This window comes from Leptospira abararensis (genome assembly GCF_016918735.1).
Classification (GTDB): Bacteria; Spirochaetota; Leptospiria; order Leptospirales; family Leptospiraceae; genus Leptospira_A; species Leptospira_A abararensis.
This window is the reverse complement of record NZ_JAFFPR010000060.1, coordinates 173,790-194,687: the sequence shown is the minus strand read 5'-3', so window position 1 is coordinate 194,687 and position 20,898 is coordinate 173,790. Positions and strand designations below refer to the sequence as shown.

The 20,898-nt window shown below is 39.9% G+C and carries 16 protein-coding genes; 8 read left to right on the top strand and 8 right to left on the bottom strand.

Annotated elements, in window-relative coordinates:
* Nucleotides 1-49: 49 nt before the first annotated feature.
* Nucleotides 50-1,051 carry a ketol-acid reductoisomerase gene (gene ilvC / locus JWG40_RS18185; RefSeq protein ID WP_205287181.1) on the bottom strand — a complete coding sequence of 334 codons (1,002 nt, stop codon included), beginning with the start codon at nucleotides 1,049-1,051 and terminating at the stop codon, nucleotides 50-52.
* Nucleotides 1,052-1,448: 397 nt separating this feature from the next.
* Here ilvC and JWG40_RS19975 point away from each other — a divergent pair, with 397 nt between their 5' ends.
* Together JWG40_RS19975 and JWG40_RS18175 are read left to right on the top strand one after the other, a co-directional pair.
* Nucleotides 1,449-1,679 (top strand): hypothetical protein, encoded by a 231-nt coding sequence (locus tag JWG40_RS19975; RefSeq protein ID WP_232369482.1) that lies wholly within the window; start codon nucleotides 1,449-1,451, stop codon nucleotides 1,677-1,679.
* A gap of 167 nt (nucleotides 1,680-1,846) precedes the next feature.
* The gene (locus tag JWG40_RS18175) at nucleotides 1,847-2,230 is read left to right on the top strand and encodes a hypothetical protein (RefSeq protein ID WP_205287179.1); all 384 of its coding nucleotides are present in this window, start codon (nucleotides 1,847-1,849) and stop codon (nucleotides 2,228-2,230) included.
* A gap of 4 nt (nucleotides 2,231-2,234) precedes the next feature.
* Here the strand turns inward: JWG40_RS18175 and JWG40_RS18170 are convergent, their stop codons facing one another.
* Nucleotides 2,235-3,968 carry a PP2C family protein-serine/threonine phosphatase gene (locus JWG40_RS18170; protein ID WP_205287178.1) on the bottom strand — a complete coding sequence of 578 codons (1,734 nt, stop codon included), beginning with the start codon at nucleotides 3,966-3,968 and terminating at the stop codon, nucleotides 2,235-2,237.
* Complete coding sequence (locus JWG40_RS18165) at nucleotides 3,965-5,842, bottom strand: ABC-F family ATP-binding cassette domain-containing protein (protein ID WP_205287177.1); 1,878 nt, start codon at nucleotides 5,840-5,842, stop codon at nucleotides 3,965-3,967. The genes JWG40_RS18170 and JWG40_RS18165 overlap by 4 nt, the downstream gene beginning before the upstream one ends.
* A gap of 143 nt (nucleotides 5,843-5,985) precedes the next feature.
* Between JWG40_RS18165 and epsC the strand changes: the two genes are divergently transcribed.
* Nucleotides 5,986-6,852: a serine O-acetyltransferase EpsC gene (epsC, locus tag JWG40_RS18160; RefSeq protein ID WP_205287176.1), complete on the top strand. Its 867-nt coding sequence runs from the start codon at nucleotides 5,986-5,988 to the stop codon at nucleotides 6,850-6,852.
* A 1-nt stretch (nucleotide 6,853) separates the two neighbouring features.
* On the opposite strand, the gene JWG40_RS18155 is transcribed toward epsC, so the two are convergent.
* The 3 genes from JWG40_RS18155 to JWG40_RS18145 form a co-directional block, all read right to left on the bottom strand.
* The gene (locus JWG40_RS18155) at nucleotides 6,854-8,362 is read right to left on the bottom strand and encodes a family 2A encapsulin nanocompartment cargo protein cysteine desulfurase (RefSeq protein WP_205287175.1); all 1,509 of its coding nucleotides are present in this window, start codon (nucleotides 8,360-8,362) and stop codon (nucleotides 6,854-6,856) included.
* Nucleotides 8,349-9,284 (bottom strand): family 2A encapsulin nanocompartment shell protein, encoded by a 936-nt coding sequence (locus JWG40_RS18150; RefSeq protein WP_205287174.1) that lies wholly within the window; start codon nucleotides 9,282-9,284, stop codon nucleotides 8,349-8,351. Before JWG40_RS18150 ends, JWG40_RS18155 begins: the two co-directional genes overlap by 14 nt.
* A 138-nt stretch (nucleotides 9,285-9,422) precedes the next feature.
* Nucleotides 9,423-12,917 (bottom strand): PAS domain-containing hybrid sensor histidine kinase/response regulator, encoded by a 3,495-nt coding sequence (locus JWG40_RS18145; protein ID WP_205287173.1) that lies wholly within the window; start codon nucleotides 12,915-12,917, stop codon nucleotides 9,423-9,425.
* 53 nt (nucleotides 12,918-12,970) lie between these two features.
* Here JWG40_RS18145 and JWG40_RS18140 point away from each other — a divergent pair, with 53 nt between their 5' ends.
* From JWG40_RS18140 to JWG40_RS18125, 4 genes are all read left to right on the top strand, one after another.
* Nucleotides 12,971-15,583 (top strand): hypothetical protein, encoded by a 2,613-nt coding sequence (locus JWG40_RS18140; RefSeq protein ID WP_232369481.1) that lies wholly within the window; start codon nucleotides 12,971-12,973, stop codon nucleotides 15,581-15,583.
* Between the two features lie 170 nt (nucleotides 15,584-15,753).
* A complete protein-coding gene (locus JWG40_RS18135) occupies nucleotides 15,754-17,124 on the top strand; it encodes a hemolysin family protein (protein WP_205287172.1) in 1,371 nt (456 codons plus the stop codon).
* Nucleotides 17,125-17,655, top strand: coding sequence for a phosphopantothenoylcysteine decarboxylase (locus JWG40_RS18130; protein ID WP_205287171.1), 531 nt, complete (start codon nucleotides 17,125-17,127; stop codon nucleotides 17,653-17,655).
* Complete coding sequence (locus JWG40_RS18125) at nucleotides 17,652-18,329, top strand: phosphopantothenoylcysteine decarboxylase domain-containing protein (protein ID WP_205287170.1); 678 nt, start codon at nucleotides 17,652-17,654, stop codon at nucleotides 18,327-18,329. Before JWG40_RS18130 ends, JWG40_RS18125 begins: the two co-directional genes overlap by 4 nt.
* Here the strand turns inward: JWG40_RS18125 and JWG40_RS18120 are convergent.
* Together JWG40_RS18120 and JWG40_RS18115 are read right to left on the bottom strand one after the other, a co-directional pair.
* The gene (locus tag JWG40_RS18120) at nucleotides 18,315-18,671 is read right to left on the bottom strand and encodes a DMT family protein (protein ID WP_205287169.1); all 357 of its coding nucleotides are present in this window, start codon (nucleotides 18,669-18,671) and stop codon (nucleotides 18,315-18,317) included. The genes JWG40_RS18125 and JWG40_RS18120 overlap by 15 nt on opposite strands.
* A 94-nt stretch (nucleotides 18,672-18,765) precedes the next feature.
* The gene (locus JWG40_RS18115) at nucleotides 18,766-19,521 is read right to left on the bottom strand and encodes an SIR2 family NAD-dependent protein deacylase (RefSeq protein ID WP_205287168.1); all 756 of its coding nucleotides are present in this window, start codon (nucleotides 19,519-19,521) and stop codon (nucleotides 18,766-18,768) included.
* 74 nt (nucleotides 19,522-19,595) lie between these two features.
* Here JWG40_RS18115 and JWG40_RS18110 point away from each other — a divergent pair, with 74 nt between their 5' ends.
* A complete protein-coding gene (locus tag JWG40_RS18110; protein WP_205287167.1) occupies nucleotides 19,596-20,753 on the top strand; it encodes an aminotransferase class I/II-fold pyridoxal phosphate-dependent enzyme in 1,158 nt (385 codons plus the stop codon).
* Nucleotides 20,754-20,898 lie beyond the last annotated feature (145 nt).

Here is a 20,898-nt window from a genome sequence, read left to right as displayed (position 1 = left end):
AAAATCCCTTCTTCCTTTCTTTAGACTTAAACTGTTGTTACCTTAAAAATTACTTCGCAAGCCACTTCATCATAGAACGTAGTTTTGTTCCTACGGCTTCGATAGGGTGGGCTGCATTTTTTTCTTTGAGTTTTTTGTATTCAGGGTATCCAGCCTTTGTATCGGCCATCCAACGTTTAGCGAACGCTGCCCCTTTATCTTTTTGGATATCAGTAAGTACATCCTTCATACGAGCTTTCACACCTGCATCAATGATGCGTGGTCCGCTGATATAATCTCCATACTCTGCTGTATCAGAAATAGAATAACGCATACGAGCAAGGCCACCTTCGTAAATCAAATCAGTGATGAGTTTCACTTCATGTAAACATTCGAAGTAAGCGATCTCTGGATCGTATCCAGCTTCCGTCAAAGTTTCAAATCCACTCATAATGAGGTTGGCAACACCACCACAAAGAACCACTTGTTCTCCAAAGAGGTCAGTTTCAGTTTCTTCACGGAAAGAGGTTTCTAAAATTCCTGCTCTTCCTCCACCGACTCCACTGGCGTGAGCGAGGGCGCGTGCTTTTGCTTGGCCTGTTGCATCTTGGTAGATCGCAATTAGGCAAGGAACTCCACCACCTTCTGTGTAAACACGGCGAACCAAATGTCCTGGACCTTTTGGTGCTACCATATACACATCTACGTTTTTCGGAGGAGTGATGAGATCATAATGGATGTTAAATCCATGAGAGAATACAAGAGCTTTCCCTTCGCTAAGGTTCGGTTCAATGTCCGCCTTATACATGTCAGCTTGGATGGTGTCCGGAGCGAGGATCTGAATGATGTCTGCTTTTTTTGCGGCTTCCGCAACACTGAAAACTTCAAAACCAGCTTCTTTTGCTTCTTTTACTGATTTGGATCCGTCGCGAAGTCCGATGATGACTTTCAAACCAGAATCTTTCATGTTTTGAGCTTGGGCGTGACCTTGGCTTCCGTAGCCAATCACTGCAATGGTTTTACCTTTAAGGAGATTTAGATCGCAACTGTCGTCGTAATAGATATTTGCCATGGATGGGCACACTTCCTGCGGAAAATTTAACTTATTTTTCCATCATTTTTAACTATTAGGAGGGAAACAAGAACGAATTAGGGCGCCTTTCCTTGCTCGGTCCGGACTCCGCGTTCGCTTCGGTCCTTCGGACGGCTGACGCCTCCTCCCCATCAAGGGCGCATAAGAGACATAATATTTCTTCCCCAGCCTTTTGTGATTTTAATCCAACAGAAACCATTCGTATAGGTGATCACCGCAATTGCGGAAACCCTCCATTGGAGAAATGTTTTATCTCACCTATACTGGATTCATGATGAACAGAATCAATTTTGAATCCGTGGAAAAGCTTAACCGTCAAAGACTCATTAGGTTTTTCTGCTCCTTGTTTTTTGTTGGTCTTCTTGGCGGAGGATGTGTGACATCTTCTTTCGCACACGATCCCTATAATGACAGATATCGCGGTGGGAATGGACAGAACTTCCGCCACTATCCATACCAATACCAAAACGGGAATGGATACAATTACCCCTACAATGGGGGACGGTCTTCCTTCCAATCTCCCCACCATGGTGGCGGTCACAATCCCCTCCATGTACCTGCGGGTAGATACCATAATATGGGGAACCCAGGAAAGTGGAGGTTATAGATCTTGGGAAATTTGAATCTTTACCAACTCTCTTCGGACTCAACTGTGCCTTTCCGTACAATCTGTCCGAATAGAATGCCATCTCGCGTTCGATTTGTTCCTTGCTATGTTTTATTTTTCTATTCCTGTTTCTCTCCGCCTTTCTTTTGGTGGGATGTGCGAGCCTCTTGCCACCAGAAAAGAGAGTGTATCCCAAAAATCCGGTAACTTTACCTGAAGGGATGGATATCCATGGTTGGATCCTAGCGAAGAAAGAACAATACCCGCAGCGATTGCGTAGTTATTCTCCCTATCCAGATTCCTATAAGATTTTGTTTTATCGAAAAAAGAATACATCTCTCGGTTCCTTTATCTCTTGCGGTGCTTACCTTCGTCAAACCAACACAGCTCAAATAGAAATCATCGAAATGGTTTCTAATGTAAATTACGCTGATTATGAAAAATCTGTCATTCCTCGAGGTGGAGAACTTGGTCCCATGAATGAAAAAGAAAGATCAGAGATCCTACTTCCTTGTATAGAAGAATTTCTAGAGCCTCCTTTGAAGGAGTAAATCGTCAAACGCCCGTATAACGAATGAGTCCAAAGGTCAAATCATCTTGGATGGCCGTGATCCCTCCAGAAAGTTGGATGACCGATTGAAAAACCTGATCTCTAATTTCTATCAGAGGTTTTTTTCTCATATCACGAATCAAATGGAGGAGTCTTTCTTCTCCATACATTTGGTAAGAGTCCGGGGCTCTCGCTTCTGTTAGGCCATCGGTTAACATCACAATCAAATCACCTGGTTCCAGTTGGAATTTTTCTTCTTCGGCAAGAATAGCAAAGATAGGAGTGATGATTCTTCCCATAGGTTTTAAACTTACCATGGCACCGGAAGAACGAATGATAAAAAGAGGAAAATGTCCTGCACGAGCAAAACGAAGTTTACCCGAATCTGTATGTAAATGAAGTAAACTAGCCGTTACAAAATGTTCCCGAAGATTGGGAATGATTTGGTTTCGAATCGATTCTAAATTTTCTTTTAGGTTGGAGGGGTCTTCTTTCCATTTGTCAAGGGAGGTTTTGACAAGGGCACTGAGTAGGGCTGCCGGAATTCCATGACCAGAAACATCACAAATAAAAACACCTAACTCGAATTTTTCGGGTTTCCAAACAATATCATACAAATCACCACCCACTTTCATCATGGGAATGTTCTTGAAAAGAATTTCCACACCTTCAGGAAAAACTTCTTTCTGAGGAAAAAGGGATTCTTGGATCCGTTTTGCCATATCCAATTGTTTTTCGATTTCCGATCTTTGTTCTTCGATGACTGCCGTTCTTTCCAATACCTTTTGTTCCAATTCTTCATTGGCTTTTTCTTTCAGTTCATTTAGAACTTGTAAGGATCTTAACGATGCGAGTTGTGCTCTTTCTCTTTCCCTCGTGGCCGTTACCAAAAAGTAAGCAATCCCACTGATACAAAATAAAAAGGCATCTAAAAAGATAAGTGAGTCATTGATCGAAAGTCCGCTCGCATCACGCCTTGCAAATACACCTTTTCCTTCAATGGTCAGTGTCACAGCGGTAAATGCGAGGACAACAGTTGCCAGTGTGGCACCGAACTGACGAAACCGAATGCTTGTGACAATGACAAAAGGAATGGGTAAAAAAAGTAAGGGCCACTCGTCACTAAAAGCAATAGAGCCCGATATATACACTAAAATGATCCAAAGTAGCAGTTCGATTTGTTTGCGTAGTTCTAACTTTAGTTTTGCTTTGGGATGGAACCAAACATAAAGTAGGGGAGCAACAATGAGAAAACCCAACATCTCTCCTGAGAACCAAGTAAAAAATACATTGAAGTATAAGTCTGAAGATAAAAAATCCCAATACCATAAACTGGTAACACCGAGCACAGTGCTCACAAGAGATCCAGGAAAGGTTCCAATGCTTAGAAAATAAATTAAATCCTTTGTAGAATAGATAGGATCACTTTTTTCTGTGACTCGTTTGATGATGCTGTAGTTTATATAACTGCTAAGGGTATTTCCAATTCCGATAATAAATGCTGTAGGTAAATGAGGGTTGTTAAAAAAATTAGCAAGTGTGGCTCCTAAGTAAATTCCAGGTAAGGCAACCGGACCAAGGAGAAGAAGTGATGCAAGGCCTACGCCTTCTGGGGGCCAAACGGGAGAAACTTGGCTATTTAAAAAGGCAATTTTAAAACCAATCTGAGCTGAGATGAAGTACCCAATAAAGATGATGGGTGTCCAAATAAAAATTCTTGTATATAGGACTGTCTTCATTCGGAATGAAGCATTTCCCATTCCTCCATTTTGTAAAGAATTTCCGACTCTATCTTTTGGATTTCTTCGGTTATTTTGCTTAGTTCGGTATGATCATTTGCGAATGTACTTAATTTCTTTTCTAATTCTAGTTTTGTGGACTCTAACTTCGCAATTTCAGATTCTAATTTCGAGAGTTTCTTTTGGTCTTGTTTGGATTTTTGTGGTTTCCCCGTTGTAGTTGTCACTTGGGGAACTACGGTCTGTTTTGGGGAACTAGGTTCACTTTCTAATTCCAAAGTATCTGTTTCTAAAAAGGAAGAGAAGGTTCCTATATAGTGGTCTAGTTTTCCTTCCTTTCGAAAGATAAGTAGGCTCTCAGCCGTTCTATCTAAAAAGTAACGATCATGCGATACAATCACAACGGTTCCTGGAAATTCATCCAGGAAGGATTCTAAAACAGAAAGTGTTTGGATGTCCAAATCATTGGTCGGTTCATCTAAGATGAGAAAGTTCGGGCCAGTCATTAAGATCTGCACAAGAAAAAGTCTACGTCTTTCGCCTCCCGATAGTTTGGCGATCGGTGTGTATTGCAACTTTCCATCAAATAAAAATCGTTCCAACATCTTTGCCGCAGAGATTTTTTCACCCGATTCGGTTTCTATCATCTCACCGGCAACGTCTTTGATATAATCGAGAACATTTCGATCGAGGGGAAGTTCCGAACTTGTCTGGTCAAAATAACCAACTTTTGTATTCATTCCAGGTTTGATGTACCCACTATCAGGCGTAATGCGGCCTGCCATTAAGTTGAGTAAAGTCGATTTCCCAATACCGTTGGGTCCAATCACACCGAGTCTTTCTTTGGCTTTAAAGGTATAAGTAAAATCGTTGATGAGTAATTTATCAGCAATGGCCTTCTTTAGATTATGAATTTCTAAAATGGTTTTCCCTTGGCGTTTGGCTGCAACACTAAGTTCTAAATCTTTTTGTTCTTCGCGTTTTTCTCTATTTTGTAGTTCGCTTGCACGTTCAATCCGTGCCTTTTGTTTTGTGGAACGAGCTTTGGGTTGGCGTTTCAACCACTTCACTTCTTGTTTGAGAAATTGTTTGATTTTATCTTCTTGTTTTTGGAGGGTTTCTTCTCTTTCTACTTTTCGTTCTAAATAAATAGAATAGTTCCCTTCATAAAGGAAATGACTGCCACGGTCGAGTTCCAAAATTTTATTCACAATCCGATCTAAAAAATATCTGTCATGAGTGATGAGAATGATGGCTTTGTCGAGGCCTGCCAGATAATCTTCTAACCATAAAATTGATTTTACATCCAAGTGGTTTGTCGGTTCATCCAAAATGAGTAAATTACTTTCGTCGATGAGAGACTTTGCGAGTTCTACTTTTTTAAGCATCCCTCCTGATAACTCAGACATCTTTCTTTCTAACTTTTCAACACCTAATTCTTTTAATATGGACTTAACTTGTTGTTCATAATCCCAAGCGGACAGTCTGTCCATCTCCCCGGAAATTTCGGTAAACTCATCATCGAGTCCTTCGACACCTTCACTCATTCGGTCACAGATATCTTCATACTGGCGAATGGTTTTGACTAGTTTGTTATCACCTTTGTAGATATGATCGAGGATGGTTTCCTTCTGATCAAAAACAGGATTTTGGTCAAGGATGGAGATTTTGAGATTATTATTTTTGATGATTTGGCCGGAGTCCGTTTCTTCTTTGCCGAGGATGGCTCGAAGTAGGGTGGATTTACCAGAACCATTGATCCCAACAATGGCGAGTTTTTCTCCTTCACTAATAGAGAAATCAAGGTTTTGAAAGAGTTTTTTTTCGCCGATGGTTTTGGAAAGTTTGGAAACAGAGACTAGCACAATGTCCATGAGATGGAAATAGGGTCAAATGGACAATCTCATTCAATATTTTGGCTTGAATGTACATCTGATTTATCGACTTTGATTTGGTTTTTGTAGTCCCCTCTTTTTTAGAATTCACTGATTTCAACAAAACTTCTTAATAGAGTGAAATGTTATCGAACGGACAAGGCGAATTTTATACATCCATACTGAATCGCCAATCCATCCCTGAATCCGTAGTAGGCGGAAAACAAGTGGCCAGCCGCTTTTTAGAAGAATTGTTTTCGATTCTATTTTCTGGATACCATTCGGAGCGTAATTTTTCCTCCAAGGACCAAATCATGGATCAATTGGAACTATTTCGTATCCGTTGGAAAAATCTATTAGAACCTTATGCCTCTTATGCGGATAGAGAGTTTGGTCGTGTTGTCGCATTGGATGATATTCTGCATAACTTTGTTGCTAAACTTCCTGGTTTGTACCAATGGATGTGGGAAGATGCCGAAGCTGCCTTCTTAGGAGATCCGGCTGCTGAAAGTATCCATGAAGTAATTCTCGCCTATTCGGGGTTTTACGCTGGTGCTGTCCACAGAGTGGCAAATTATTTTTTTAAATCTTCCTTACCCATTTTCCCTAAACTTCTATCGGGTGTGGCTCACGAAGCTACTGGAATTGATATCCATCCGGGGGCAGAAATTGGCAGAGCTTTTTTTATGGACCATGGAACGGGGATTGTGATCGGAGAAACTACGCAAATTGCCGACAACGTAAAAATTTACCAAGGTGTCACTCTCGGAGCTTTATCGGTAAACAAGTCTTTGGCGAAACAAAAACGTCATCCTACGATTGAAGAGGGAGTGGTGATTTATGCGGGAGCTACAATCCTAGGTGGAGAAACTGTCATCGGCAAACAGTCAATCATCGGAGGAAATGCCTGGATTACCCAAAGCATTCCTCCGTATTCCGTTGTGTATCAGAAATCAGAAGTGAGAGTGAGAAGTTCGAACGAAATCCAGGGACTAGATTTTACTATTTGAACTAAATTCCAATCCGGTTCCGACTTCCTAATTGAAACAACACTCGAATCAGTGCATCAATGTCTTCACAAGAATTGTAAAAGGCAAGTGATGGTCTCACTGTGGATTCCAATCCAAATCTTCGCAAAATCGGTTGCGCACAATGGTGACCTGCTCGTACAGCAATTCCTTCTTCAGCCAATCGTTTTCCAATTTCTTCCGTTTTGAATCCATCCACCACAAACGATAAAACACCTGCTTTGTCTTTAGCAGTTCCTATCAAACGAAGTCCTGGTACCTTTAACAGTTCTTTGGTGCCATATTCCAATAGATCGTGTTCGAATGCAGAAATTTGTTTCATCCCGAACTTGTTTAGATATTCAATGGCAGCTCCGAGTCCGACCGCATCTGCAATGTTACCGGTTCCTGCTTCAAATCGGAAAGGTGCTTCTTGAAAAGTAGTGTGATCAAAGTTGACATCCTTAATCATATTCCCTCCTCCTTGCCAGGGAGGCAAACTGTCTAAGATGGCTTTTTTCCCGTAAACCACACCGATCCCTGTAGGGGCAAAAAGTTTATGACCACTAAACACGAAGAAGTCGCAGTCGATCTCTTGTACGTTCACTGGCATATGAGAGACAGACTGAGCTCCATCCACTATCACAAGAGCCCCCACTTTATGAGCCGACCTTGTCATCTCTTCCACAGGAACCACTGTTCCTAAAGCATTGGATACTTGTGTGATCGATACGATTTTTGTTTTAGAATTTAACAGTCGTTCGTATTCACTTAAAATGATTTGTCCCGAATCATCCACAGGAGCCACTTTTAACTTCGCACCCTTTTTCGCGCAGACCATCTGCCAAGGAACTATGTTTGCGTGGTGTTCTAAGTGGGTGATTAGAATTTCATCACCAGCTTGGATCTGTTTGTCGGAGAGGATGTTGGAAAGGAGGTTGATTCCTTCCGTGGTTCCTCTCACAAAAACAATTTCTTCTACACTACCCGCTCCGATAAATCCTTGTACAAGAGACCTAGCTTTTTCATAAGCATCAGTAGATCTTGCAGCAAGAGTATGAGCCGCACGATGGATATTGGAATTCTCATGGAAGTAAAAATGAGATAACCTTTCAATCACGGAAGTTGGCTTCTGGGTGGTTGCCGCATTGTCGAGCCAAACCAACGGTTTTCCATTGACAGTTTCAGTTAGGATGGGAAAGTCCCTTCTTGCTGAAGCAATGTTTCCGCCACCTGACTGTGGTATGTTGGTGGTTGGGAATGATTGAAAATCGGAGTAGGAAAAACCTGTTTCCGTTAATTTCAAATCTTCTAAGTAAGGTAATTTCTCTTTCTGAACATTCTGAGAAGACAAAACATTTGTGGGAATATTACTTCCGCCAAATGATTGCAATACGCCAAACATTTCCCGAGCCAATTTTTCGAGCGACCTTTCATCAGGAAAATTCGCACCGATGCCATCTGTGATTGAATCCGGGTTAAGTTTTAGAAAACTCGGATCATTTGTATTCATAATAATTTCCCACATCTACGTTGTCTAGTGCCGCTATGGCATCGTCCGTAAGTATGGCTGCGGAGCAGTAAAGAGAAATCAAATACGAACCAATGGCAGATCTGTTAATTCCCATAAAGCGAACCGAAAGGCCTGGAGTTTGTTCCCCTGGTAAATTTGATTGGAAAAGTCCCACAACACCTTGTTTTTTTTCACCGACTCTAAGAAGTAAGATATTAGAAGTTCCAGTCGCTGATTTTGGATTTGTTTCACCATTCACAAGAAGTTTGTCAGTAGGTATGAGTGGGAGTCCTCTCCAAGTTAAGAATTGAGAACCAAACATGGTAACGGTGGCCGGTGGAACTCCTCTTCTTGTACACTCACGACCAAAAGCGGCAATCGCTAAAGGATGTGCTAAAAAGAAAGAAGGTTCTTTCCAAACTTTTGTAATCAAATCATCTAAGTCATCAGGAGTAGGTGGACCTTTTCTTGTACTAATTCTTTGGTGAGTGGGAACATTTTTTAATAGTCCATAATCTTCATTATTAATTAGTTCGAGTTCTTGTTTTTCTTTTACGCTTTCAATGGCTAACCGAAGTTGTTCGTTAATTTGTTCATGTGGAGAACTATATAAATCAGAGACTCTTGTTTGTACATCAAGGATTGTAGAAATTAAACTGAGAGTGTATTCGCGAGGTTTTTCTTCGTAGTTAACAAATGTTTCTGGAAGTTCTTGTTCTCCTTTTTGACCACATAGAACATCAACTTGTGTATTGGACTTAACTCGGTTGACACGTAAAACCCCAGCCTCTAATGGTTCCCAGTCAAGTAACCTGACTAAAAAGCGCGGGGTGATTGCACCATATTGTGCATTTGTTTTTACCGTATTTGCCAGTTGGCGAGCGGCTAAATCTCCCAATGCGTGTTGGGTTTGTTCTGCCATAAATGACCTCTTTTTCGGAAATGGATCATTAACTGATGATCCATTTCTATGTTCCGAAAACGAGAATCGATTGTTTCTATAAAAATAGAGTCAAATTTTGTGTGGTATATTGTGGAAATTGGTCAGTAGATTAGCAGTCTAAACGATTTGAAGCCAGCGTTTCATCTTTTCGGATATAGTTTTCAAAACCACTGGTTTAGATATATAATCATTCATTCCACATTCGAGGCAACGTTCTTCTTCACCTGACAAAGTACCAGCGGTGAGCGCAATGATTGGCACAAGTTTTCCATTTGCTAACTTTCGAATGGCTTTTGTAGCATCATAACCATTCATTTCTGGCATTTGGACATCCATAAAAACAAGTTGAGGATCTGTTTGGATGAAATTTTCGACTGCCAAAGCTCCATTCTCCGCTTCAATGATGATAGTTCCCGGTAGGGATTTTTGGACAATCGCCTTAGTTAACATCATGTTTACTGGATTATCTTCTACAATCATGATCTTAATTTTTTCATTCGTAACAATCGGATGAACTGGCTCATAATTAGGTGTGATTACTTCCGAACTTTTGCCTGAGATCAATTTGTCCAAACTTTCATACAAGATGTTTGTTTGAATGGGTTTTAAGAGGACAGACTGTATCCCGAGTTCTCTTCCTCTTTTGTAAATGTTTTCGTCATTGGAAGATGTATGAAGAGAGAGGAAAGGTTTTCGTAAATTTTTTGATTCTACAATTTTTAAAAGTTTTTCAATGAAATCTAAACCATTCATTTCCGGCATATTAAAATCAGAAATCACTACATCGTAGAAAGTCCCCAAAGAGATTGAGTTTAGGGCTTCTTTTGGTGATCGGAAACTATCAACTTGGATTCCTTTGTAAGCTAACATTTCATGGATCACAAATAAGTTGGTTTCGTTGTCATCTAAAACCATAACTTTTTTGATTTCGCCAAGCTCTGGTTCCATGTTCCTTTCGTTGTCAGCAAGAGTTACAATTTTGAAAAAGAAACGAGATCCTTTGTCGCGCTCGGATTCTAGTTCCATTTTAGAATCAAATAAATTTAAAAGTTTACTAGAGATGGATAATCCAAGGCCAGTTCCGCCGAACTGACGTGTGGTGGATGTATCAGCTTGTGAAAATACTTCAAAAATTTTGTTTCTATTTTCGGGACTAATTCCAATTCCTGTATCAATCACTTCAAAGAGTAATTCATATTCATTTTTATCTTTTGGTTCTGCAGAAATTTTGATTTGGATTTCACCCTTTAAAGTAAACTTCAATGCGTTTCCAATTAAGTTCAAAAGGATTTGTCTAAGTCTAAGGGAATCTACAAAAATGTTTCTTGGAACCTTTGGCGAAATATTAAGAATAAGTTCAAGACCTTTTTCGTATGCTTTGTGTTTTACGATTTCCGCAATTTGATGGAGTAAATCATAAATATTGATTCTTTCCTTATAGAGTTCCATTTTTCCGGATTCAATCTTGGAAAAATCTAAGATATCATTGATAAGGTCTAATAATGAACTTGCCGAAAGATACACTGTTTCCATGTATTTTTTTTGCACCTGATTGAGATCAGTTCGCATAAGAAGATCGGAAAAACCAATCACACCATTGAGAGGTGTTCTGATTTCATGGCTCATATTGGCAAGAAAGTCTGATTTCGCTTGTGAGGCTTTTTCTGCATTTTCGCGAGCAACAATGAGGGCATTTTCTAGTAGTTTTCGTTCGGTTGTATCCGAGTGAGTTCCAATCATCCGGAGTGGTTTTCCGTCTTCTGTCCACTCAATGACTTTTCCTCTGTCTAAAATCCATTTATAGGATCCGTCTTTACATAACATTCTATGTTCATTTACATAAATAGACGTTTCTCCATTAAAATGTTTGTCTAAATCTGCAAAATAATTTGGTTTGTCTGCGGGATGAACTCTTGACTCCCATTCGGAAATGTCAGATCCTATTTCTTCTTCTGAATATCCTAACATGTTTTTCCATTGGTTAGAGAAGAAAACTTTGTTTGTCATCGCATTCCAATCCCAAATCCCGTCCCCAGACCCTTCCAAAGCAAATTGCCAACGGCTCTCACTAGCACGTAACGCTTCTTCGGTGGCTTTATGAGCTGAAATATCAATTCCGATCCCCAAGTATCCGGTGATTTCTCCTTTTTTGTTTTTACTTGCAGTGACTACAAGTTGTACGGGGAATTCAGTTTTGTCTTTGCGGACATAAGTCCATTCGTGAGAATCAAATTCACCTAACTTTGCATTGTATATAAAAGTATCGAATCCGGTAATGAGTTCTCCAAATTCTTTGGAAAGAGCATTTGAACGTGTTTGTATTTCTTCGGGTTTATGGAAAATTGCGGGAGAGGTTTTCCCAACCACTTCTTCAGCATTATATTGTAAGTGGAATTCTGCACCTTTGTTGAAGTGTGTGATGATCCCATTCGTGTCAGTTCCAATGATAGTTACATGGGTGGTTGCATCAAGAATGCTTTCTAAATTCCCAAGAGCCTCTTGCTTTTGGATATCTAATTCAACGTTTTTTGTAATATCTTGAAAACTTCCAAATACTCGAATGCATTTCCCATCTTTAAATACAGAATGTCCGATAGTTCTTGCCCATTTCAGTTTGCCTAATCTGGTTTTGATTTGTAGAACTAAATCATAGGAAGTTCCTTTGTTTACCGCATTGTCGAATGCCTCAAGTAACATGTTGCGATGTGATTCTAATGGATAAAAATCGAAAGCAGTTTTTAAATCAGGGAGATAATCATCAGGAACTTCATGGATACGTTTTGTTTCTTTTGCCCAAAAAAGTGTATGATTTACCAAATCGACATCCCAAGCACCCACATTGGCTGCGGCATTCGTTTCTTCAAACAGTAGTTTGACCCTTGCTAATTCATCTCGTTGTTTTAGGATTTCTATTTCTTTGTCTTTTCTTTCTGTGATATCAATTAGATAAGAAATTTTTTCTGTTGGATAGGAGTTAAAGAAACTGACAACACTATAGTCGGAAACGAAAATATAAGTTCCGTCTTGTTTTTGAAATCTATACTCTCTTTGGTAGGTGCGGACTTTGTTTTTGATTTGTTCTTTTTCTTCGGCCAGTGTTTTTTCTTTGTCATCGGGATGAATGAGGTCATCTGGTTTTAACATCCCTTTTTTAAAGTCACCTGCCTGGTATCCAAGATTTAGCGAAACATTGGGAGATACATATGTGGTTAGAAACTCCGTATCAAATTTAAATCGAAAGATCACATAAGGTCCGCTATCCAAAATTACATTTTCGATACTGAAGTTTGGTTCCCCACGGAGGATCACTCCCGGTATGTTTTTAAATTCTAAATACCTTCCTGAAATTCGAAAGGGATTTCCGAGGAGACTGGTTGTGAATTGGAAAGGGGTTCGTTTTGCTAATGTTTCCTGGCAAAGGTTGGTTAGGATCAGTGCATCTCTTGGAATGATATGGAGGTCGTTGATATGTTTCCCAGTGGAGATCGAGTCAGGTGGCAAATAAAGATTGGGGGAAGTGCGAGAAAATTGAATTTCTAAAAAGGGATCTACATAGATTAAAAATTCGTCAAAACTTTCCACAATGGATTGGTAGTTGAAACTTTCTGCCATGAATTGTTATGTCACTTGACCAAAACGATTGGTCCTAAAGAATAATGGATACGATGTTGAATCGCCTGTCACTTTCTATTTTTCTATGTTGTATTTCTGCATTTCCGGCGGGAAATTTATGGGGCCAATCCCAAAGAAATCATGGTTGGGTGGTATCTGGGTCTTCCTCCAAACTCTTTGTCCAAGGGAAAGAAATCTTAAATGCGAGGGACGAATTTCGATTTAAGAACCCGGAAGGAATGTCCCAAATCCAAGAGATCGACTACTATCTCATGTTAGGGGAATATTACCTTCGTAAAAAAGACAAAGTAGGAATCGCCAATATTCTGTATGACCTCCGGACTAAAAAAGGAGAGTATGCTTTTGCCGATTTTTTACTGACTTCTCTTTGGAAACAATCGCAAGGCGAAGAAGTGCAAGCGATTAAAATTCTCGATAATTACATTCAAAAAGAACCCAACACTTACTTTCGCAACCTAGCAAAAAACATGCGAACCAATTTGTTTCAAGCTGGGGAAGATGAAAAAAAATCCATGATTCGTATGGATTGCCAGAAAACAAAACCTTACTATTCCCTATGCCGTGTTTTCCGTTTGCAATACTATATCGACCTTCCTTCTGGAAAGGAAAAAGATATGCATAAACATTTTGTGAACATTATGCGCGTTAGTTCTCCATTTTTTGAGGATGCGAATTTGGAATGGATTCCTCTTTTGGACCGAATCGATGAAGATCTTCCAGCCAAACTCGCATTTTTAGGATTTGTTAGAGAAGGAATCCATTTACAAAAAATGATTATGGATTTGGAAAAAATCGCAGATGGTTCCGTTGGCGAAAATTCGAACGAAAGGATGGCTTTTTTTCAAATCCTTGGTGGAGATTATTCGGCAGCCGAAGAATCTTTGTTAAACTTTCTTAGATCTGCTAAAGGGAAAAAAACTTCTATCTTAAATCGGGTGTATGTAAAGTTAGGTGCTCTTGCTTATTTCCAAAAAGATTATAAAAAATCTTTAGATTATTATCTAAAGTTGGATTTGAGTAATTGGTCATCAGACATCCACCATCCATTTTTGAATGAACCTATGTCCATTACTGGAGTGAAGGATTTAATTTCCGTATCTTTATATAAAGTGAGTGGGCCAGAGGCTGCATTAAAAGCCCTACAAAAAATCAAAGATCCAGAAAAACTAACAGAAGCAGATATTTGGCCTAAACTTAGAATTTCCCAGATGTTAATGGATCAAAATCCTGAGTTGTCATCAAGAATGACAGATGAAATCATTTATATGGCTCAGGAAAAAAAATGGAGGCGGTTGGAATATGCAGCAACCATTTTACAAGGTTATAATCAAATTTACAGAAAGGAATTTCGTAAATCTACTATTGAGTTAACAAAGAGTAGGGGAATTTTAGACGAAGAAAATAATTTTTATGCCGCAGAATTTCTTCGTAACTTTGGGTTTGTGTTTGCCCATACAGCCTCAGGAAAAAAAGGCCCTGTCAATGGGAACATTCGGGATGGCGTCGGAGATTACCTCCAAAATAATATTTATGAAGATTTGTATTATATTCGCAACTACCGTCCACTTGCGTTTTCTACTGATTTATTTTTTGAATATGCTCTCAGCCATTTGCGGGATGACAACGATGTTTGGGGACTTTTAGATTCTATTTACAAATATAATGCTGTAAAATGGATTCGTGCTGGAAAGGGAAGTCCCCATTCTTTGTTCCAAATCCAATTTGTGGACAAACAATTCCAATACCTCTCTGGTTTTTCTACTGCTCGGGAATCTAAGTTTTTTGATTCTACTTATGCGGATAGTCGGGAAACGGAAAGTCAAATCCAAAGAAAAAATGAAGAAGAGTCCGTACGTAATTTAGAATCTGCTAAACTTCCGACTGTCCTTTTATTACCTTACAAAGAAGAGTTTTATCTTTTCACCTTCAATCCAAGGGAATCCAAACGCAACCAACTCAGTTGGAAGGTGATTCGTTCCCAAAGACCTGACTCTTCCGATGCCATTGATTCGGTAAGAGAACTCGTAAATTCCAGCAAAGATGCGGACAATATACAAATTTATTTGAATGAGTCAGGTGCTAGTTTGATGCGATCCCTCAAAAAAGAAATGAAGGAGACCGGGTTTATCTTTTTCTTTTCTTTTCTTCCGCAAACGGAGGCGCAGAAACCAATGAATGTATTTTCTTGGAAATGTCCACAAAACATGCGTTCTTTGGAAGGAAAGGGTATGAATCTTGTGGAGACTGCTTATTTTGAAGGTTCTCGTATTTTAAAAGAAAAAGAAAGATTACATCTTTGGGATTTTCCAGCAAATACCGGTTCGGCGAGCTCGGTCACTAATCTTTCTTGGTCTTGTAAGTCAGAGGCTGGAACCTTGGAAGAAATTCCTTTTCTAAAACTATTTCGCCGGATTGATTACCGCACGGTTCCTAAAATGGTAGTGTATACCGAACGCGTTCTTGGAAAGTCCTGGTCGGATTATTCTTGGCACTACCAATGGTTGAATTTCTGGTTTCGATCGGGTACAAAAAAAATTGGATACCTTCCTACCCTCCCTGTTTTGGATGCAAGTTCCGTTTCTGGTCTTGCCGATCCAGCACGTTATCGGGAAGATGGGGTCTGGATCCAGGCAACCGCCCAATAGAGTGACATAATTAGCGTAGAATCTTTTGGACAGAATTCCATTTCCTTTTTATTTCCGGCAAAAATGGGCCAAATTGTAGGCGACACTGGGAGATCGGTCCAAAATACTTAATTCTATTCCTCATACGCAATGGACCCTGATCATAATACTTTAGTGGTGCTCGAGTTTCTATGGAAATAATCGGCATCTTTCTCATCTTCCTTCTTGTCTTTGTCAATGGTTTCTTTGTAGCAGCAGAGTTTGCTATGGTCTCCATCCGCCCCTCTCGCCTAGAGGAGCTCGTCAAAGAAAACAGAGCTATGGCTCATCTTACCAAAAAGGCCGTCTCAAAAATTGATGATATGTTATCGGTTTGCCAAGTGGGAATCACCGTCGCAAGCCTACTCCTTGGATGGATCGGCGAGGCTTTGTTTGCCAGTGTTGTTTCAGGATTCCTTCATATGTTTCATATTGAATTGGATCTTGTTACCATCCATAGCATCTCTATTGGAGTATCTTTCACTCTCATCACACTCCTTCATGTGATTTTGGGAGAGCTGGTTCCGAAGACACTTGCCATCCAAAACACAGAGGCAATTGCTCTTGGAGTGTCTGCTCCTATGTGGTTGTTTTATTATCTTTTTTTCCCTGTCACATTCGTAATGAATCGTTTGGCAGGAGGAATTCTCACAATCTTTCGGTTACAACGTACGGGTGATAAGTATGTTCACTCTGCGGAAGAGTTGATGATCATCATCGAAGAACAAAGGAAACAAGGTCGGATTGATAATGCAGAAATGCAACTCATCCAAAAGACTTTTGATTTTTCTGAACATACTGCCAAAGATGTAATGACACATAGACTTTCTATCATTGGAATTTCGCAAGAGTCAACGATAGATAAGATGCTTCCCCTCATTGCAGAACATAGTTTTTCAAGATACCCGGTATATGATCAAACTTTGGATCGTATTGTGGGAATTGTCCATGTACAGAAATATTTAAAATGGCAAGCAGCCCATCTTTTAGCGAAAGGCAAAAAAGAAAAGATCACCGTGATTATGGAAAAAGATTTTGTGAAAGTTCCAGAATCTATGTCCATTGAACGAGTGATGACCAAACTTCGAGAGAAAAAACAACACATGGCGATTGTCATTGATGAATATGGTGGAGTTTCCGGTTTACTTACCTTAGAGGATATTATTGAAGAATTTTTTGGTGAAATTCGAGATGAAACAGACACAGATGAAGTGGATGTTACTTCAAAGAATAGAAAAACCAAAACCATTACTCTGGATGGAGAAACCGAACTCTCTAGTTTGTCCGATATTTTAGAAGGGGAAGAACCTTCGGATATGGAAGAAGTTCGGACCATCGCTGGTTATTTTATGGAAAAGAACGAAGATATGCCGAAAGAAGGTAGCATCGTTCAAATTAAAAAGGGAAGTCTTAAAGTAAAGAAAATGGAAGGAAATAAGATCATCTCCATTTTGTTTACTCCGAAACTAGAAGAAGATAATGATTCTGAAATGGAGAGGGAGCTCTCTTACGAGGACAGGTAGATGAAAGAAATTGTGATTGCGGTTTCAGGATCCATAGCTTCTTACAAGGCTTGTGATTTGGTAAGAGGACTTACCAAACAAGGATACCCTGTCCGTGTGATCATGACTTCCAATGCTACCAAATTTGTCGGAAAAATTACCTTCGAAGCTTTGACAGGAAAACCTGTAAGAGTGGATGAATTTGATACAGGTATGGCGCATATCGAAATCAAAAACATTGCCTCCGTTCTCGCCGTAGTTCCTGCTTCCGCTAATATCATAGGAAAAATGGCAAATGGAATTGCTGACGATTTAGTCACTTCCACTTATTTAGCTTGTACCTCGCCTGTGTTAGTTGCACCTTCTATGAATCCAGGAATGTATTTACATCCTGCAGTCCAAAGAAATTTAAAAACCTTGGAAAAAGATGGTGTGACTATAGTTTCACCTGATAAAGGTATCGTTGTTTGTGGGGATGAAGGATACGGCAAACTTGCCACGGTGGAATCCATTACCGAACAAATTATCAAACTCCATACAACAAATTCATGAACCTAAAATTCAAACGAGTGATCGTTACCTCTGGCCCTACTCGGGAATGGATTGATCCTGTACGTTATATTTCCAACGCCTCTTCGGGAAAAATGGGTTATGAAATTGCTAAGTCCTTTTTGTTATATCCTGTTGAAGTGATTTACATCCACGGAAATACATTGGAACGATATGCCAATGTCCCAGGTGCCAAACTCAATATAGAAGTGGAAACCACCATCCAATTACGAGATGCTGTTTTGTCTCAGATTACTAACGATAGTTTGCTTGTGATGGCGGCGGCTCCTGCGGATTTTCGCCCTATCATGACCGCAGAACATAAAATTAAAAAAGAAAAAACTTCCGAAGGAACGAAAGGTCTTCTTCTTGAGTTAGAAGAAAATCCAGATGTATTACAACAAGTCACTGAATTTGTCGCAGAACACAAAATAGAGAATTCGATTCGTGTTGGTTTTGCTGCCGAAACAAGAGAACTAGAAAAATATGCGAAAGACAAACTAACAAAAAAAGGGCTTCATTTCATTGTGGGAAACTATGTGGGTGCAGGCAAAGGGTTTGGAGAAGTGGATTCTAGCGTTCGTATCTTTAGTGGCAAGGGATTGGAGAAAGAAATTGGACCACTGCCGAAAGAAAAAATCGCAGAAGCTCTAGTTCAGTTCTTAGTGACCGTTTGATTTGTTTCCAAAACCAAACGCAAAATAACCCGCAAGAAGAATCAGTCCAAAACTAACGATATAATTCCATTTGAGCCTTTCTCCCAGGAAGAGAGTCGCGAACAGAATGAACACAAAGATAGTGATCACTTCTTGGATGATTTTTAATTGGAACCCTTCAAATTTATAAACAGAATATCCAATCCGGTTTGCCGGAACCATAAGCACATACTCAAAAAAAGCAATCCCCCAAGAAAAGAGAATGATATAAAACATATTGCTGGACTTGGCAAACTTCAAGTGGCCATACCATGCGAAGGTCATAAAGATATTGGAAAGGATCAGTAGGATGATTGTGGTCATATAATTCTCTTGATTATATTCAATGATTTGTATGTCTTTATTTTATGAAAGCGCAAGTTTTTCAGAAAAGAATTTAAGGATACGAGTCATTATTTTACTTCGGTATTCCCTCTGGATAAACTTCGTTAAAAATTTCAGGAAGGATTTCACCCGATTTTCCACCAAAGTGAAGTTGTATGGAAGGAGTGAGTGATGTGGTTTCCGGATTGATTTCGATTCCGAGTGCCCCATTGCGAATGGCAGTTAGAGCCAAGTTTGCAGGAACTGAGACATTGGCGCTAGTGCCAATCACAAAGACCACATGGGCCACTTTACTTTGTTCCCAAGCTTTGGTGAGGAGTTTGTTGTCATAACCTTCTCCAAACCAAACAATGTCTGGGCGTAACAAAGATTCACATTCCATACAAAATTTGAGGCCTGGCTTATCATATCCATCCTCGTTTAAATGGAATTTAGCATGGCAGTGGGTACAACGTGCACGAAAAATATTGCCATGGATTTCTAGAAGATTTTTACTCCCCGCTTTTGCATGAAGGCCATCTACATTTTGTGTGATGAGATTGACAAACGGAGAAGATGATTGCCACTTTGCGATAGTTAGGTGGCCTTCGTTGGGTTTGGCCTCGCGGCATATCCCCCGCCTCCAGTCATACCATTCCCAAACCATTTCGGGATGTCTCGCGAATCCTTCCGGTGTGGCTAGCTCCTCTGCTTTATACGTTTTCCAATACCCATCCTCGCCACGAAAGGTAGGAATCCCACTTTCGCTAGAAATCCCGGCTCCCGTAAGAAACAAAATATTCCGAGCAGTACGGATACGTTGAATGACATCGGGCTTGAGGAGGCTCATCTGTGGGATCATTCTAACAAAAAGGGTAAAAAATTAAATCGGAAAAATTTAAGGAAAAAGAAAACTGGTAGCCAATGGCAAATCACTGGGAAGAAGTCCAAAAAAAACTAGATTCCATTCACGAAAAACAATTGTTTCGGGAAACACGTCTCTACCAAGGAATTGATTTTTGTTCTAACGACTATATGGGCCTTGCAACTAATCCGAGTATGTTGGAATTTTTTCAATCGAAAAAGGATATTTATCCTTTTGGTTCCACTGCTTCTCGTTTGGTTCGGGGCAATACTTCCTCGATGGATCAGTTTGAAGCTGAGTTTGCGAGTTTTGTGGAAGGGGAGGCCGCTCTACTTGTTTCTACAGGGTTTACGGCAAACTTTGGTCTTTTGGATTCCATTGCCGCTCCCGACTGTTACGTGTTTACCGATCGCCTCAACCATGCCTCCATTCTGGACGGGATTCGTATAGCCGGTGCAAAGAAAAAATACTACAATCATCTGGATTTAGGCCACCTGCGATCTCTCTTAGAAAAATTAGACTTGGAAGATCCTACACGGAAGAATAAGCGAATCGTGGTGACAGAATCTCTGTTTAGTATGGATGGAGATTCTCCCGACTTAAAAACCCTTTTGTCTTTAAAAAAAGAATTTGGATTTGTCCTCGTATTGGATGAAGCCCATGCATTCGGAATTTATGGCCCTAGTGGAAAGGGTCTGGTCTTTCAGGACCTAACCCCTTCGGAAATTCAATCTATCGATTACCGGGTTTATACATTAGGAAAATCTTTAGGACTCGAAGGTGGGATCATTGTTACCAAAAAAATCGGTCGTGATCACTTAGTGAATGTAATGCGGTCTTTTATTTTTTCTACGGCTCCACTGCCTATGATTTCGGAACTCGCCTCTTTTGCACTTTCCTTACTAGGTTCTATGAACAAAGAAAGAGAAAATCTTTTATCCCTTGCAAATAAGCTAAAGGATTCATTAAAACAGAATGGATTTTTGATTACCGATTCCACATCGCATATTGTCCCACTCTTACTGGAAACAGAAAAACAGGCCTTGTTCTATGCGGGAAATTTGCAGGAGCGAGGTTTGGATGTGAGGGCCATTCGCCCCCCAACAGTTTCCACTCCGCGTTTACGAATCAGTTTGAATGCAAAACTAAGTTTTTCGGACATCCAACGTTTGGTGGAAGAACTCATCCTGGTTCGAAAGAAGTGGCATTCTCTCTAACTTTTTTAATTAAACAGAAAGAAGGTCAATTAATGAAATAGCTTACCTACGATTCTCGTAGTATAGTTTCTTTGGAAAGCGTTTGATTCGGTGAGCTTTTTATAGATGAAAAAGCATTATGTCGAAAAATGTGCCGTAGAACGAG